This is a genomic window from Streptomyces sp. MnatMP-M17 (genome assembly GCF_900091995.1).
GTDB lineage: Bacteria > Actinomycetota > Actinomycetes > Streptomycetales > Streptomycetaceae > Streptomyces.
The window spans coordinates 1-15,139 of sequence record NZ_FMDK01000013.1 but is presented as its reverse complement, the minus strand read 5'-3'; the positions used below and the strand labels follow the sequence as shown (position 1 = coordinate 15,139).

General features: G+C 70.3%; 9 protein-coding genes. 5 read left to right on the top strand and 4 right to left on the bottom strand.

The genetic code is table 11. The annotated features are described in order from the left end of the window. Nucleotides 1-112: 112 nt before the first annotated feature. Together GA0115259_RS00785 and GA0115259_RS00780 are read right to left on the bottom strand one after the other, a co-directional pair. On the bottom strand, nucleotides 113-6,634 hold the full coding sequence (locus GA0115259_RS00785) for a non-ribosomal peptide synthetase (protein WP_093589261.1): 6,522 nt from the start codon (nucleotides 6,632-6,634) through the stop codon (nucleotides 113-115). Nucleotides 6,635-6,731: 97 nt separating this feature from the next. Then, a complete protein-coding gene (locus GA0115259_RS00780; protein WP_093589258.1) occupies nucleotides 6,732-7,808 on the bottom strand; it encodes a TauD/TfdA family dioxygenase in 1,077 nt (358 codons plus the stop codon). A gap of 187 nt (nucleotides 7,809-7,995) precedes the next feature. Between GA0115259_RS00780 and GA0115259_RS00775 the strand changes: the two genes are divergently transcribed. The 4 genes from GA0115259_RS00775 (at nucleotide 7,996) to sbnB (ending at nucleotide 11,834) form a co-directional block, all read left to right on the top strand. Continuing rightward, the gene (locus GA0115259_RS00775; RefSeq protein ID WP_093589255.1) at nucleotides 7,996-8,214 is read left to right on the top strand and encodes an MbtH family protein; all 219 of its coding nucleotides are present in this window, start codon (nucleotides 7,996-7,998) and stop codon (nucleotides 8,212-8,214) included. A 212-nt stretch (nucleotides 8,215-8,426) separates the two neighbouring features. Next, entirely contained in the window at nucleotides 8,427-9,677 is a 1,251-nt protein-coding gene (locus GA0115259_RS00770; RefSeq protein ID WP_093589252.1) for an MFS transporter, read from the top strand. A 94-nt stretch (nucleotides 9,678-9,771) separates the two neighbouring features. Then, nucleotides 9,772-10,842, top strand: a complete 1,071-nt coding sequence (gene sbnA / locus GA0115259_RS00765; RefSeq protein WP_093589249.1) for a 2,3-diaminopropionate biosynthesis protein SbnA — start codon at nucleotides 9,772-9,774, stop codon at nucleotides 10,840-10,842. Next, nucleotides 10,836-11,834, top strand: coding sequence for a 2,3-diaminopropionate biosynthesis protein SbnB (gene sbnB, locus GA0115259_RS00760; RefSeq protein WP_093589246.1), 999 nt, complete (start codon nucleotides 10,836-10,838; stop codon nucleotides 11,832-11,834). Before sbnA ends, sbnB begins: the two co-directional genes overlap by 7 nt. Nucleotides 11,835-11,849: 15 nt before the next feature. Here the strand turns inward: sbnB and GA0115259_RS00755 are convergent, their stop codons facing one another. Continuing rightward, nucleotides 11,850-12,236, bottom strand: a complete 387-nt coding sequence (locus GA0115259_RS00755; protein WP_093589267.1) for an ArsR/SmtB family transcription factor — start codon at nucleotides 12,234-12,236, stop codon at nucleotides 11,850-11,852. A gap of 163 nt (nucleotides 12,237-12,399) precedes the next feature. Here GA0115259_RS00755 and GA0115259_RS00750 point away from each other — a divergent pair, with 163 nt between their 5' ends. After that, entirely contained in the window at nucleotides 12,400-13,932 is a 1,533-nt protein-coding gene (locus GA0115259_RS00750; protein ID WP_237539666.1) for a hypothetical protein, read from the top strand. A 30-nt stretch (nucleotides 13,933-13,962) separates the two neighbouring features. Here GA0115259_RS00750 and GA0115259_RS00745 read toward each other — a convergent pair whose 3' ends face one another. Continuing rightward, complete coding sequence (locus tag GA0115259_RS00745) at nucleotides 13,963-14,967, bottom strand: phosphotriesterase family protein (RefSeq protein WP_093589243.1); 1,005 nt, start codon at nucleotides 14,965-14,967, stop codon at nucleotides 13,963-13,965. Between the last annotated feature and the right edge of the window lie 172 nt (nucleotides 14,968-15,139).

Below are 15,139 nucleotides of genomic sequence, written 5' to 3'. Positions count from 1 at the left end.
CCGCGCGGAGCCCGGCCGATGCCGTCGCTCCGCCTCGGTGCCGCCCTGCCGCGCAGCCGCTGCCGCAGCAGCTCCTGCCGCAGCGCCGCCCGGTTGCCGGTCTCGGTCTCGGTCATCGCACACTCCTCTGGGACAGCAGTCCCGCCACTTCGTCGTCCGACAGCCCGGCGATCTCGGCCTCGACGGCCTCGGACACCGCCTCGGCCAGCCCGGCCACCGTGGTGGCCTCGAACAGCCTGCGCAGCGGCAGGTCGACCGCGAACGCCTCTCTGATCCGCGCGAGTACCCGGGTGGCCAGCAGCGAGTGGCCGCCCAGCGCGAAGAAGTCGTCCAGGGCGCCGACCCGCGCCGTGTCGAGCACCTCGCACCAGATCGCGGCGACGGTCTCCTCCGCCGGATCACGCGGTGCCACGTACTCCCGTCCGCCGTCCGTACGGGCGAGCACCGGATCGGGCAGCGCCTTGCGATCCACCTTCTTGCTGGTGGTGAGCGGCAGCGCGGGCAGTGTCACCCAGAGCGACGGGATCATGTACTCGGGCAGCAACTCGCCCAGATGGGAGCGGAGTTCGCCGATGCCCGGGACCGAGCTGTCCGGCCGGGCCACCAGATACGCGGCCAGCCGCTTGTCGCCTGGCGCCACCTCCGCCGCCACGGCCACGGCCTCCTGGATCGCCGGATGGCGCACCAGGGCCGCCTCGATCTCGCCCAGCTCGATCCGCAGTCCGCGGATCTTGACCTGATGGTCGATCCGGCCCAGGAACTCGATCGTGCCGTCGGGCCGGTGGCGTACGAGATCGCCGGTCCGGTACAGCCGCTGTCCCGGCTCCGTGCCCAGCGGATCAGGTACGAACCGGTCGGCGGTCAGCTTCGGCCTGCCGTGGTAGCCACGCGCCAGCCGTACTCCGCCGAGGCACAGCTCACCGGGCACACCGGCCGGGACCGGACGCAGATCCGCGTCCAGTACATAGGCCCGGGTCCCGGCCACGGGCCGTCCGATGGGCAGGGCCGAAGCGCCCGGTTCGTTGTTCTGCCCGCGGCCGAGGCCCGCGCCTGGTTCGGCTCCTACCCGGTGGAGCAGGCAGGTGACGGTCGCCTCGGTGGGCCCGTAGTTGCACAGGAAGCGTCCGGGCAGCCCGGTCTCGGCCCAGCGCCGCGCGTCGGCCGCCGTGACTACATCACTGCCGACATTCATCAGCTTCAGCCCGGACAGCCGGTGCAGCGAGCCGGACTCCGCCATCGCCCGGTAGTAGGCCGGAGTGATCTCGACGATCGTCACCTCGTGCTCAGCGAGCCGGGCGGGCAGCTCCGCGGGCGTCCAGAAGACCGGATCGCCCACCACGATCGTGGCGCCCGCCGTCAGCGTGGCCGCGATCTGGTCCATCGCCACATCGAAGGTGAGCGCGGACAGCAGCACCACCCGCTCGCCCGGCTCGATGCCGTACTCGTCCGCGATCACCCGGCAGTGATGGGCATAGGAGCGGTGCTCGATCATCACGCCCTTGGGACGCCCGGTGGAGCCGGAGGTGTAGATGACATAGGCGAGATTTCCCGGTGTGACCGGCACGGGCGCGTTCGCCGATGCCAGCGGATCCGAAGACATCGGCGAATCCGCCTTCAGCTCCGGTCCGCCGATCCTGTCCTCGCCGTCGACGGTGACCACGTGGTACGGACCTGTCCCCAGCCGGTCCGCGAAGTCCGCGCCGGCGACCACCACCGTCGCGCCGACATCGCCCAGCATGAAGCGCAGCCGCTCCAGCGGATGCAGCGGATCGAACGGCGCGTACACACCGCCGGCCTTGAGCACACCCAGCAGCACCACGACCGCCTCGGCGCTGCGCTCCAGGCAGGACGCGACCACCGTCTCCGGTCCCACGCCCAGGGAGCGCAGCCGATGCGCGAACCGGTTGGCGCGGGCGTTCAGCTCCGCATAGCCGATCTCCACATCCCCGGACACCACCGCCACCGCGTCCGGTGTCCGCGCGGCCTGCCGCTCGAACAGCTCCGGTACGGTCAGCGCGTGCTCGGCCGCGGGATCGAGCCGGGCGAGCCGGTCCCTCTCCGGATCCGACCAGCTGTGCACCAGCGTCCTGTGCTCGGCCTCGGTGAGCAGCGCGAGATCGCCGATCCGCGCGTCGGGACCGGCGGTGACACTGTTCAGCAGCGCCAGATAGTGCCCGGCCATCCGCTCGACCGTCGTCCGCTCGAAGAGCCCTGTCGCATACTCGAACCAGCAGTGCAGCCGTCCGTCGGGGCGCTGCTTGACCGTCATCGTGAGATCGAACTTGGCCACGGCGGGCCCGGTGTTGACCGGCTCGATGACCGATCCGCCCAGCGTCGCGGGCACGCCCTCCATGTGCTGGAGTTCGAACATCACCTGGAACAGCGGATTGCGCGAGAGATCGCGGTCCGGCCGCAGCGCGTCCACGAGATGCTCGAACGGTACGTCCTGGTGGGCCATCGCCTCCAGGGACACCGTACGCACCTGGTCCAGGAAGTCCGTGAAGACCGGATTGCCCGACAGATCGTTGCGGATCACCAGATTGTTGGTGAAGAAGCCGACCAGCTCCTCGGTCTCCTCCCGGGTCCGTCCCGCGACCGGAGTGCCGACCGCGATATCCGTACGGCCGGTGTAGCGCCCGAGCAGCAGTTGGAACGCCGCCAGCAGGACCATGAACGGCGTCGCGCCGTGCCGTGCCGCCAGGTCCGAGACACCTCGGCCCGTCCCGGCCGGCACATCCACGATCACCGTGTCGCCACGGGCGTCGCGCACGGCTGATCTGATCCGGTCGGCGGGCAGCTCTACAGGGCTGAGTCCGGCCAGCCGGTCGCTCCAGTACGCGAGTTGGCCCGCGATCTCGCCCGCCGACTGCTGTGCGCGCTGCCAGGCCGCGAAGTCCGCGTACTGCACCGGCTGGGCACGGAGCGGCGAGGGCAGGCCGGCCGCGAACGCCTCGTACGCCGCGTTCAGGTCCTTCAGACAGATGGCCATCGACCAGGCGTCGAAGGCGATGTGATGGAGCGTCAAACCAAGCAGATGGTCGTCCGGCGCCGTACGGATCACCGTGACCCGGAACGGTGCCTCCCGCTCCAGATTGAACGGCAGACCGGAGGCCCGGTCCAGCAGCTCCCGGGCCGAGGCCTCGGCGTCCGGCTCCCCGGACAGATCGTGCAGTGTGAAGTCGACAGGGCCCGGCGGATCGATGAGCTGCACCGGATCACCGCCACGCGAGACATAACGGGTGCGCAGGATCTCGTGCCTGGCCGCGGTCGCGTCCACCGCCCGCCGGAACGCCTCGGTGTCCAGCGGGCCGCGCAGCCGCAGTGCCACCGGCACGACATACTCGTCGCTGCCCGGATCGAGCTGGTCCAGGAACCACATACGCTGCTGGCCGAACGAGAGCGCGAGCTCCCCGCCGCGCTCCACCGGCCGGATCCCGGGCTCCTTGTCGTCCGTTCCGGCCGAGCCGGCCCGGGCGGCCAGCTCCGCGACCGTACGGGCATGGAACAGCTCGCCGACCGTCAGCTCGATGCCGAAGGCGCGCCGCAGCCGCAGCACCAGCCGGATCGCCAGCAGGGAGTGCCCGCCGAGTGCGAAGAAGTCGTCGTCGGCGCCGACCCGTTCCACTCCGAGGATCTCGCCCATCAGCTCGGCGACGGTCCGCTCGGCGGCGGTGCGCGGAGCCGTCCAGGCCGTTCCGTCCGGCTGGTCACGGCTCTCCGGCGAAGGCAGCCGTCCGCGGTCCACCTTGCCGTTCGGTGTCAGCGGAATCGCGTCGAGCGGGACCGTGACCGACGGGATCATGCTCTCCGGCAGCCGGGCCGCCAGCAGGGCACGCAGCTCCTCGGACTCCGGGAGCGATGTGCCCGGCGCCGCTACGAGATAGGCGACCAGCTCCGTGTCGCCGGACTCCGGCCGGTGCGTGGTCACCACCGCGGCGGCGACCGCGGGATGGGCGGTGAGAGCCGCCTCGATCTCGCCCGGCTCGATCCGGACACCTCGTACCTTGACCTGCTCGTCGATACGCCCGACGAATTCGAGCGCACCGTCCTCACGACGGCGCACCAGGTCTCCGGTGCGGTACCACCGCTCGCCGGGAGTGCTCGGGAACGGATGCGGAGTGAAGCGGTCCGCCGTCAGATCTCCTCGGCCGGCATAGCCGCGCGCCAGACCGACGCCAGCGACACACAGCTCACCGGGCACACCCACCGGTACGAGCTGGTCCTCGGCGTCCACCACGAATGTACGGACATTGGGCAGCGGACGGCCGATCGGGACGATCTCCGTCCCCTCGGTCCCGTCGTAGCGCCACGCCGTGGAGTCGATCGCGCACTCGGTCGGGCCATAGGTGTTGAACACCTCGACATCGGCCGTCTCGCGCAGCCGCGCGCAGAGCTCGGCGGGCAGCGGCTCACCGGCCGAGCACACCAGCCGCAGCGCGGAGCACTCACCGAGATCCGTCTCGGCCAGCAGCAGCCGCAGCACCGACGGGACGAGCTGAAGGACGGTCACCTCGTGCTCGGCCACCGCGCGGACCATGAGCGAGGGATCGCGATGGGCCTCCTCGGGCGCCATGACCACCGCGCCGCCCGAGACGAGCGGCGAGAGGAACTCCCACACGGCCGCGTCGAATCCGATGGTGGTCTTCTGGAGCACCCGGTCGCCCGGGCCGATCCCGTACCGGTCCACCGACCACAGCACACGGTTGCGTATGCCGGCCTGGGTGACCACCACACCCTTGGGCCGCCCGGTCGAACCGGACGTATACATGATGTACCCGGCATCGGTATTGCCGACAAACACCGGTTCCATCAAGGCCGTGTCCGACAGCACGCTCTTGTCGCGCCCGGCGCCGTCGACCGTCACCACACGAGGATGAGCGGGCAGCCTCTCACGCAGCGACTCCTGGGTGAGCAGCACCTCGGCCCCGGCGTCGGAGATCATGAACGCCAGCCGCTCCGCCGGATGTTCGGGCGCAAGCGGTACATAGACGCCCCCCGAGGCGAGCACCGCGAGAAGCGCCGTGACAAGGTCGTTGCTCCGGTGCAGCGCCACTCCGACGGGCGTGCCGCGTGTGACTCCCAGGCTCTGGAGCCGCAGGGAGAGCATGCCCACCTGCCGCGCGAGCTCCGCGTAACTGGTCTCCGTACTCCCGGACACCACGGCCAGCGCGTCCGGTGTGGCCCGCGCCCGCTCCAGGAACAGTTCGGACAGGGACCGGTCGGCGGTCACCGTGTCCGTACGGTTCCACTCGGCGAAGCGCGGCAGTTCGGACTCGGGAACGATCTCCAGCCGGTGCACGGATACGCCGGGCCGGTCGGCGATATCGGTGAGCAGCCGCAGCAGTCCGGCCGCCATCCGTTCGATACGCGCCGCATCGAACAGGGCCGTCGGATAGAGGAACTTCGCCTCCAGCGAGCCGTCCGGCCGCGCGGCGAGATGCAGCGACAGATCGAACGCCGAACTCGCCGTGGTGGACTCGTACTTGGAGACCTCCAGACCGGGCAGCCGCAGCGGCCGGCGACGGGCGTTGTGCAGCGCGAACCCGACCTGGAAGACCGGGTTGCGGGACGGATCGCGCTCCGGAGCCAAATCGGCGACGACGCGCTCGAACGGCACCTCCTGATTGCTGAAGTCGTCCAGCTGGGCGTCACGGACGCGCGCCAGCAGCTCCGTGAACGACGGATCGCCGGACAGATCGGTCCGCAGCACCACGGTGTTGAGGAACATACCGATCATCTGGTCCAGCTCGGGCTGGTCACGGCTGGCCAGGGAGACGCCGACCGCCACATCGCGCCGGCCCGTGTGCCGGGCCAGCAGAAGCTGGAACGCGGCGAGATACGTCATGAACGGTGTCGCGCCCGCGCGACGGCCGACCTCGTCGACCCGCGCCGCGAGCTCGGCGGGCACCGTGAAGGACAGACTGTCCCCGGCGGAGTCCCACCGGGCCGGCCGCGGCCGGTCGGCGGGCAGCTCCAGCGGGTCGAGATCCGCCAGCCGCTCCCGCCAGTAGGCGCGCTGCCGGTCCATGGACTCGGCGGACGCCTCGTAGCTCTCGCGCTGCCACTGCGCGTAGTCCAGATACTGCACGGGCAGCGGTTCCAGCGGCGACGGCTCGCCCTTGGTGAACGCGGTGTACAGCGCCTCGATCTCCTCCGCGAGCACACCCCACGACCAGCCGTCGAAGGCGATGTGATGCACGGTGATCAGCAGCGCCGTGTCGTCCGGGCCGAGCTTCACCAGTGTCAGCCGCCACGGCGGGCGCTCGCGCAGATCGATCGGCGTGCGCAGCTCGGTGGCGCTGAGCTCCCGCAGCCGCGTGCGCCGCTCGTCGGCCGGCAGTCCGGCGAAATCCACCAGGGCGGGCTCCACCGGCCGTGGCGGATCCACGGTCTGCGCACCGGCGCCGCCGCCTTCTCCGTCTCCTTCGACAGAGCCGTACCGCGTGCGCAGCACCTCGTGACGTACGGCAATTTCGGAGAGCGCGGCCGTGAGCGCGCCGGTGTCCAGCGGCCCTCGCAGCCGGAACGCCTCGTGCAGTAGATACTCGGTCGTGGCTCCGGACCGTAGCTGATCGAGAAACCAGAGCTGTTCCTGTGCGAATGACAGCGGGTACGGGCCGTCGCCGGTTGCCATCGGTCGCCTCCCAGAGCGAGAAGTAGGGTTCACGGGACCGGGATGAGGACACCCGGTGATACGGAGCGGGACGCTCCGCCAAGGGAATTCGCCGCGCTTACGCCGGTGCGGAGACGGCGTCCGGTGCGGCGACGGCATCCGAGGGGGAGAAGGCGTCCGAGGGCTCGGCCATGGCCACGGCGATCTTCCGCGGGCCGGTGAACGGCTCACGCGCGTGCGACGCCAGCATGTTGTCCACCAGCAGCACATCGTCGCGCTGCCAGTCGAAGCGCCGCAGCTCGGCGCGGTAGCAGCTGCGCAGATGGGCGACGATGTCGTCCGGGATGCGCTCGCCGTCGCCGTAGAAGGTGTTGGTCGGCAACTCGTCCTCGGCGAACATCTCCCGCAGGCCCGAGCAGATCTCCTCGGCCAGCGTGGTCACATGGAAGAACGAGAGGTGGTTGAACCACACCTCCTCACCGGTGACGGGATGAGTGTGCACGGCCTTCCGGCGGGCCCGGGTGCGCAGCCCGTCGGCGCCCGTCCATTCCACCTCCACACCGTTGCGCGCGCAGTAACGGGCCACCTCGTCGCGGTCGTCGGTGTTGAACGCCTGCTGCCAGGGCACTCCGAAGCCCTCGATGAAGTTGCGCACCACCATCCAGCCACGGGCCGCGAACTCCTCGCGTACGGCGGGATCGATGGCGCGCAGCACCCGGCGGGTGTCGGCGAGCGGCGTCGAGCCCAGGGTCTCCGGAGGCCGTACGCAGTAGAAGAACAGGGTCATCGGCCAAGTGGCCTGGTAGGAGTTCTCGTTGTGCAGGAAGATCTCCTCGCTCGGCGGATAGTCCGTCGAGGTGTAGACCTGCCCTTTGATGGTGCTGCGCGGCGAGGAGCGCTCCGCGTAGGCGAGAGGCTCGCCCGACACGGCCCGTACGACGTCCTCGAAGCCCTCGACACCGCCGATGTCGAATCCGCGGAGCAGGACCGCGCCGTGCTTGCGCAGCCGTCGGCGGATGAACGGGCGGGCGTCCGGCAGGAATTCGGCCACCGGCGTGCCCGGCGTCCCGGCCGGCACGACGAACGGCAGAGTGGATCGTGTACCGGCGGTCGCTTCGGGAGGCTCGGCGACGGACCACCGCCCGGAATCCGCGCGGGCGGGCGGGGCCTGGGGTGCGGATGAGTTCACAGTCATGCGCCTCAGCCTCAGCGGCGGGCCGCGCCCGAACGAGAGAACAAGCGGCAGCACTGTCGGCAGCGCGTACGCCCGCCACTCTGCGCTTTCTTCTCTGCAAGCCGCGCCGGACCACCGGCAGGCTCGCTTCCGTCGCCACCGATCACGTGGCGTCCATGACGCGACCGTGAAGCCGAGGAGGGCCGCCATGGCCGAGGAACACACCGACGAGCGTATGCACCAGGTCGTCGTGAACGACGAGGAGCAGTACTCCCTCTGGCCCGTCGACCGGGCCCTGCCGCTCGGATGGCACGCGGAGGGCACGCAGGGCAGCCGGGCGGACTGCCTCACCCATATCGGCGCCGTCTGGACCGACATGCGCCCGCTCAGTCTGCGCCGCGAGATGGACGGCGCCGTCCAGGCCTGAGCCACTTTGCCTGCCCTGCCCTGCCCTGCCCTGCCCTGCCCTGTCCTGTCCCTGCCCGCGCTGCCTGTCCTGCCCGCCCTGACCGCCGTACCCGTACCGGACCCTGCTGGCCGAGGTGCCTGACTGATGAATATGCCAAGGACCCACGAACGAGGTCTGCCGGGCCGGTACGCCGAAGGGCGAGTACCGGCCACCGCGGGAGGCGATACGCGATGACCACCGTCGCAAAGTCGCCGCCCGAAGGCCCGGTGACACCGCTCCACCGCAACCGTGACTTCATGCTGCTGTGGAGCGGCTCGGCCGTCTCCATCGTCGGCTCGACCGCCTCCACGGTCGCCTATCCGCTGCTCGTACTCGCCCTGACCGGCTCGGCGTCCGACGCGGGCATCGCCGGTTTCTTCGCCCTGCTGCCCACCCTGCTGTTCCAGCTTCCGGCCGGTGCGCTGGTCGACCGCTGGAACCGTAAACGGCTGATGATCTGGTGCGACGTACTGCGCTGCCTCGGCGCCGCGAGCATCGTGGCGGCGATGGTCCTCGGCGAACTGCGCCTCGCGCACATCCTGGTCGTCGGATTCGCCGAAGGCACCTTTTCCGTGTTCTACGGACTGGCCGCGCACGCGGCGGTCCCGAATGTCGTCGGCCCGGGCCAGCTGCGCCAGGCGCTCTCGCACAACGAGGCGCGTGGCCGGGCGGCCACCATGCTCGGTACGCCGCTGGGAGGCATCCTCTTCGGCGTGGGACGCTCCGTACCGTTCCTGCTCGACGCCGTGAGCTATCTGGTGGCGCTGGTCGGTCTGCTGCTCGTACGCAAGGACTTCGAGGCGGAACGGACCACCCGGCGCACCGGCGGGATGGCCTCCCAGGTCTGGGAAGGGCTGGTCTGGCTCAAGGACCAGCCGTTCGTACGGGCCACCACTCTGCTGGTCGCGGGGAGCAACTTCCTCTTCCGCGCGCTGTTTCTGATCGTCATCGTGATGGCCACCGCCGCCGGGGCCTCCTCGGCCGGGATCGGCATCATGGTCGGCGCCGCCGGAGCCGGCGGCGTACTCGGCTCGCTCACCGCCACCTGGTTCGGCCGCAGATTCTCGCTGGCCGCCCTGGTGATCGGGGCGAACTGGGTCTGGGCGCTGCTGATGGGCGTCATCGTGTACGCCGACCATCTCGTGGTCCTCACGGTCGCCTACGCGGCGATGTGGTTCGTCGGGCCCGTCTGGAATGTCGCGGTCGGCAGCTATCAGCTCGCCATCACACCGGACCGGCTGCGCGGCCGTGTCCTCGCGGCGACCAGCATGCTGTCCGCCGGAGCCCTGCCCATCGGCGCGCTCGTCGGCGGACTGCTGCTGGACGCGGTCGGGCCGCAGCGGGCCGCCGCCGCCCTCGCTGTCTGGATGGTCCTGCTGGCCTGTGCCGCGACCTTCTCCCGCTCGGTACGGCGGAGCACCGCTGACTCGGTGGATTCCTGACAAGACCGATGCACTGCCCCGATGCACTGCCAAGGAGGAACAACCGTGTTTCGCACGATGCTCGGACCGCGACTCCCCGGGACGGGGACGAGTCATGCTGGCGTCTGACACCGGATCCGTACGACCCACCGGAGTGCCCGGAACCGCGGGAGTGCTCGGGACCATCGGAGCCACGCCGCTGGTCGAACTCGTCAGGCTCGACCCGTCCAGGCCGTTCCGTACCTACGCCAAGCTGGAGGCGCACAATCCCGGCGGCAGCATGAAGGACCGGTCCGCGCTGGAGATGCTGCGCGAGGGCATCCGCGACGGCCGGATCGTTCCCGGTCGCTCCGTCGTGGTCGAGTCCAGCTCCGGCAATCTGGGCATCGGCCTCGCCCAGGTGTGCGCGTACTACGGAATCCGGTTCATCTGCGTCGTCGATCCACGGACCAACCAGCAGAACGTGGCGATCATGCGGGCGCTGGGCGCCGAGGTGGAGGTCGTACGGGAGACCGATCCGGCGACCGGCGAGTACCTACCGGTCCGTATCCGCCGGATCCGTGAACTCACCAGCCTGATCCGGCACGCGTACTGGCCCGACCAGTACTCCAATCCGCTCAATCCACGGGCCCATCAGAACACCATGGGAGAGATAGTCGAGAGCCTTCCCGGCGGACTCGACTACCTCTTCTGCGCGACCAGTTCATGCGGCACCCTGCGCGGCTGCGCCGAGTATGTACGGGAGCACCGGCTGCCGGTGACCGTGGTCGCGGTGGACGCCGAGGGCAGCGCCATCTTCGGCAATCCTCCGGGCCCTCGGCTGATCCCCGGCCATGGCGCGGCGGTGCGTCCCGGCCTCTACCGCGACGGTCTGGCCGACGAGGTCGTCCATGTCGCCGATCTGGACTGTGTGGTCGGCTGCCGCAGGCTCGCCTCCCGCGAGGCCATCCTCGCCGGCGGCTCGACGGGCGCGCTGATCGCGGCCCTCGGCGCCATGAGCGGGCGTATCCCGGCAGGCTCGAACGTCGCGCTGATCCTGCCCGACCGTGGCGAGCGGTATCTCGACACGATCTACAACGACGACTGGGTCACCCGTCACTTCGGTGATGTGTCACACCTGTGGAAGGAGAAGAAGTCCGAGATGTCCGAGACCGAGATGTCCCAGTCGGAGGTGGCACCATGCTGATCCTGGGAGCCGAGGACGTACACCAGGTCCTCGACGGTGCCGAGAAGGATGTCCTGGAAGTGGTCCGCCGGGCCTATGTGCTGCACGACCAGGGCCGCACGGCGCTGCCGCACTCGGTGTTCCTGCGCTTTCCCGACGACCGGCGCAACCGCATCATCGGACTGCCCGGCTATCTGGGCGCCGAGACGCCGGTCGCCGGAGTCAAATGGGTCTCCTCGTTCCCCGGCAATGTCGCGGCCGGTCTGCGGCGCGCGTCGGCGGCGATCATCATGAACTCGATGGCCAACGGAATGCCCGAGGCGTTTGTGGAGGGCTCCGTGATCTCGGCGCGGCGCACCGCGGCGAGCGCCGCGCTGGCCGCCGCCACGCTCGCGGCGCGGACACCCGACACCGGTGTCTCCCTGGTCGGCTGCGGCGTGATCAACTTCGAGGTGCTCCGCTTTCTGCGGACGGCTCTGCCGGATCTGGCGGAGGTCACGCTGTTCGATCTGGACCAGGACCGCGCGCGCTCGTTCGCCGACCGCTGCGCCGGGCAGTGGCCCGATCTGAAGGTCTCCTCGGCCGGCTCGGCGGACGAGGCACTCGCCGCGCACCGTCTGGTCAGCCTCGCCACCACGGCCGCCACGCCGTATCTGACCACCGACGCCTGCCGTCCCGGCACACTGGTGCTCCATCTCTCCCTGCGGGATCTCACCGCGGACTCCGTTCTGGCGGCGGTCAATGTGGTGGACGACGCCGACCATGTCTGCCGTGAGGCGACCTCGCTCCATCTCGCCGAGCAGCGGACCGGCGGTCGCGACTTCATCCAGGCACCGATCGGCGCAGTCCTCGCGGACCCGGACGCGGGCCCGCGCTCCGAGGACAGGATCACCGTGTTCTCGCCGTTCGGTCTGGGCGTTCTCGACCTGGCGGTCGCGGATCTGGTCCGCCGCAGGGCGGAGGCACTCTCGCTGGGGACACGGCTGCCCGGTTTCCTGCCGGCGCCCGACTGATCCGTATGTGCGGGATCAGCCGCTCTCGGTCGGTACCGCCTCGGCCGGAGCGGCGTCGCGCAGTCCCAGCCGCAGATGCTCCACGTGGTAGAGGGCCTGGTCGAGAAGCTCGGCGACATGGTGGTCGTAGAGGGCGTAGATGATCGAGCGGCCCTGGCGCTCACCGGTGACCAGCCCGAGATTGCGCAGCAGACGGAGCTGATGGGAGCAGGCGGACTGTTCCATACCGACGGCCTCGGCGAGTTCGCCCGCCGCGCACGAGCCCTCCTGAAGGCGGGCGAGGATCCGCAGCCGGGAGGGAGTGGCCAGGGCCTGGAGGGTCGCGGCGACATCGGCCGTCCCCACGGTGTCCAGGCGTTCGCGGGTGGTGGCGGTGTTCGTGGCGTCGACTCCATGGCCCATGCCGTCCATCCTACCGATGAGAAATGAAGACATGTTCATGTATTCCTGGCATGGCTGAGATCCTTGCGGCCCGCCTTGTCGCCGTCCCGCTCCGCCGCCGTCCCGTCCTCCGGGTGCCGTGTCCCGATGGTGGCACGGGCGGCGCGGATGCAGCGTGGTGCGTATGGCAGAGATCTCGGCCGTGGCGTCCGGCTCACAGGGCAAGGAGTCCCGGCCCTGGAGAGACCGGGCGAGCGCCCGTGAACTCGGTCTGCTGGCCGCCGTCGCGGGCGTCTACACACTCGTTCAACTGACGCTCTTCGTGCCCGGATCGGGGCTCGGCTGGGACGAGACGGTGTACGTCAGCCAGGTCGCCCGGGACGCGGAGGCCGCGTTCTTCAGCGCGCCGCGCGCCCGTGGCATCACCTTCCTCGTCGCTCCGGTCACCTTGCTGACGTCGTCCGTCGGAGTACTGCGTATCTATCTGGCGCTGCTCTCGGGCGCCGGCCTCTTCTGCGCGCTCCTGGTGTGGCGGAGGCTGCTGCCCGTACCGGTACTCGCCGTCGCGGGCGCGCTGTTCGCCGGGCTGTGGATCAGCGTGGCCTACGGTCCGCAGGTCATGCCCAACCTCTGGGTCGCGCTCGGTGCGCTCTTCGCGGTCGGCTGCTTCCTGCGGGCAGCGCGCGACCGGTCCGACCGCCGTGCCCTGGCCGGGCTCGGCGCGGGAGTGGCGTTCGTCGCGCTGATGCGCCCTTCCGACGCCCTCTGGCTCGCTCTGCCGTTGGCCGCCGCCACACTGCTGGTTGGAGCATGGCGGCGGCCCGTCCTGCTGCTGACGCTCGCGGCGGGCACGGTGCTCGGCTGTGCGCCGTGGGTCATCGAGGCGTACACCGCGTACGGCGGCCTCCTCGCGCGTCTGCGCCGGGCGAGTGAGATCCAGGGAGACATGGGCTGGCATCTCGCCTTCGGCGACCATCTGCGCGCGCTCGACGGGCGGTTGCTGTGCCGTCCCTGCGATGTGCCGTGGCGTCGGCCGGTCACCGCCGTGTGGTGGCTGGTCCTTCCGCTGCTCACCGCGGGCGGTGTGCTGGTCGGCTTCCGCCTGCGGCGACGGGCCGCCGTTCTGGTGCCGACACTGGCCGGTCTCGCGCTGGCGGTCCCTTATCTGCTGCTGATCGACTACGCCGCGCCGCGCTTCCTGCTCCCTGCCTACGCGCTGCTCGCGCTTCCGGTGGCGGTGTGTCTGGTACGGCTCGTCGGATCCTCGCGGATCGGCGGCTCCGGGCGTCCGCGCCTGCTGGTGGTGAGCGTTCTCGCGGCGGCGCTGACCGGGCATCTCGCGATCCAGTACGCGGTACTCGACGGTGTCGCCGCCCGCAGTCGCGCCGTCCGGGTGGCGTTCGGGCGCGTGGCGGCGGAGCTGGACCGTCAGGGCGTCCGGCCGCCCTGTGTGATCAGCGGTGCGGAGGCCGTCCGTATCGCCTTCCGCACGGGCTGCGCGTCGCGGCAGACCGGCGGTCACGACGCGAGCATCACTGCGGACGGGCTTCTCGCAGCCGCCCGCGAACGGCCGGTGGCCGTCGTGGTGGCAGGGAAGGACGAGCCGCCGTCGTACACGCACGGCTGGCTGCTCCGGCGCCTGCCGGATCTTCCGGACGGGCGTGACTGCCGTGCCTACCTCTCTCCGTCCACCGGGCCCGCCACCGGAACTCGATGACCTCACGCTCTCCCTGAGCCCGTCAGCCCGTCAGTACGCGCCTCGGCATTCGAGGATCCGTCTCGGGTTGTCGACCAGCATGGTGGTGATCTGCTCCTCGGTGACTCCCTGTCGACGCAGCGCGGGCAGCACCTCCCGGAAGATATGCAGATAGTGCCAGTTCGGCAGGAGGACGGGCAGATCACGCATCGGCAGCCAGTCGAGATAGCAGGAGGCGTCGTGCGCGAGCACGATCCGGTCCGTGTAGCCGCGCGCGCACAACGCGGCGACGGTCTCCACCCGTTGCTCGAACGGCAGCAGTACGTCGAGACCGAAGCGGTCCATACCGAGGAAGGAGCCCCGGTCGGCGATCGACATCAGATAGTCCAGATCGGCGGTGTCACCGCAGTGACCGATGACCACCCGTGTCAGATCGACGCCCTCGGCGGCGAACACGTCCTGCTGCTCGATACCACGCCGGGTCTGTGCGTGGGTGTGTGTGAGGATCGGTACGCCGGTGGCCCGGTGCGCCTGGGCGACCGCCCGCAGGACCCGCTCCACACCGGGAGTCACACCGGGCGCGTCGGTCGCGCACTTGAGGATGCCGGCCTTCACTCCGGTGTACGCGATGCCGTCGGTGATATCGGCGACGAACATCTCCACCAGAGGCTCGTCACCGCCGAGCAGCGTGCCGGGACCGCGCAGGCTCAGAAAGTGCGGCACGTCCTCGTAGGTGTAGAGCCCGGTCGCCACGACGATATTGAGGTCCACGCGCTCGGCGACCTTCTGGATCCTCGGGATATGGCGGCCGAGGCCGATCACCGTCGGGTCGACGATGGTGGAGACGCCCGTGGCGGCGAGCTCCGTCAGCCGCCGGACCGCCTGTGGCACCGCCTCGGCCTCATGGAATCCGGCGCGGTCGGGATGGTTGGTGATGAACTCCGGATTGAGGACGAAGATGTGCTCGTGCATCAGGACCTGGCCCAGCCCGCCGACCGGCACGGGTCCACGGACGGTGTTCACTTCGGCCGTGGCAGAGGCGGTTTCGTACAGCATGTCGGGCTCCCGCATGACGCGTGGACGCACGGCGATCGGCCGCGCTGAGGACGGACTGGTACACCGAGGACGGACTGGCGTACTGAGGACGGACTGGAAAGGGCGGGGCTCACACGGCTCGGCCGGTCGGGCCGCCGTACGGCGCGGTCGGTGGGCCGGCGGGGCCGCCCGC

What these genes read in the sequence shown, in the direction of transcription:
- GA0115259_RS00785 (WP_093589261.1), bottom strand. Translation starts at nt 6,634, where the DNA reads ATGGCAACCGGCGACGGCCCGTACCCGCTGTCATTCGCACAGGAACAG.
- GA0115259_RS00780 (WP_093589258.1), bottom strand. Translation starts at nt 7,808, where the DNA reads ATGACTGTGAACTCATCCGCACCCCAGGCCCCGCCCGCCCGCGCGGAT.
- GA0115259_RS00775 (WP_093589255.1), top strand. Translation starts at nt 7,996, where the DNA reads ATGGCCGAGGAACACACCGACGAGCGTATGCACCAGGTCGTCGTGAAC.
- GA0115259_RS00770 (WP_093589252.1), top strand. Translation starts at nt 8,427, where the DNA reads ATGACCACCGTCGCAAAGTCGCCGCCCGAAGGCCCGGTGACACCGCTC.
- sbnA (WP_093589249.1), top strand. Translation starts at nt 9,772, where the DNA reads ATGCTGGCGTCTGACACCGGATCCGTACGACCCACCGGAGTGCCCGGA.
- sbnB (WP_093589246.1), top strand. Translation starts at nt 10,836, where the DNA reads ATGCTGATCCTGGGAGCCGAGGACGTACACCAGGTCCTCGACGGTGCC.
- GA0115259_RS00755 (WP_093589267.1), bottom strand. Translation starts at nt 12,236, where the DNA reads ATGGGCCATGGAGTCGACGCCACGAACACCGCCACCACCCGCGAACGC.
- GA0115259_RS00750 (WP_237539666.1), top strand. Translation starts at nt 12,400, where the DNA reads ATGGCAGAGATCTCGGCCGTGGCGTCCGGCTCACAGGGCAAGGAGTCC.
- GA0115259_RS00745 (WP_093589243.1), bottom strand. Translation starts at nt 14,967, where the DNA reads ATGCTGTACGAAACCGCCTCTGCCACGGCCGAAGTGAACACCGTCCGT.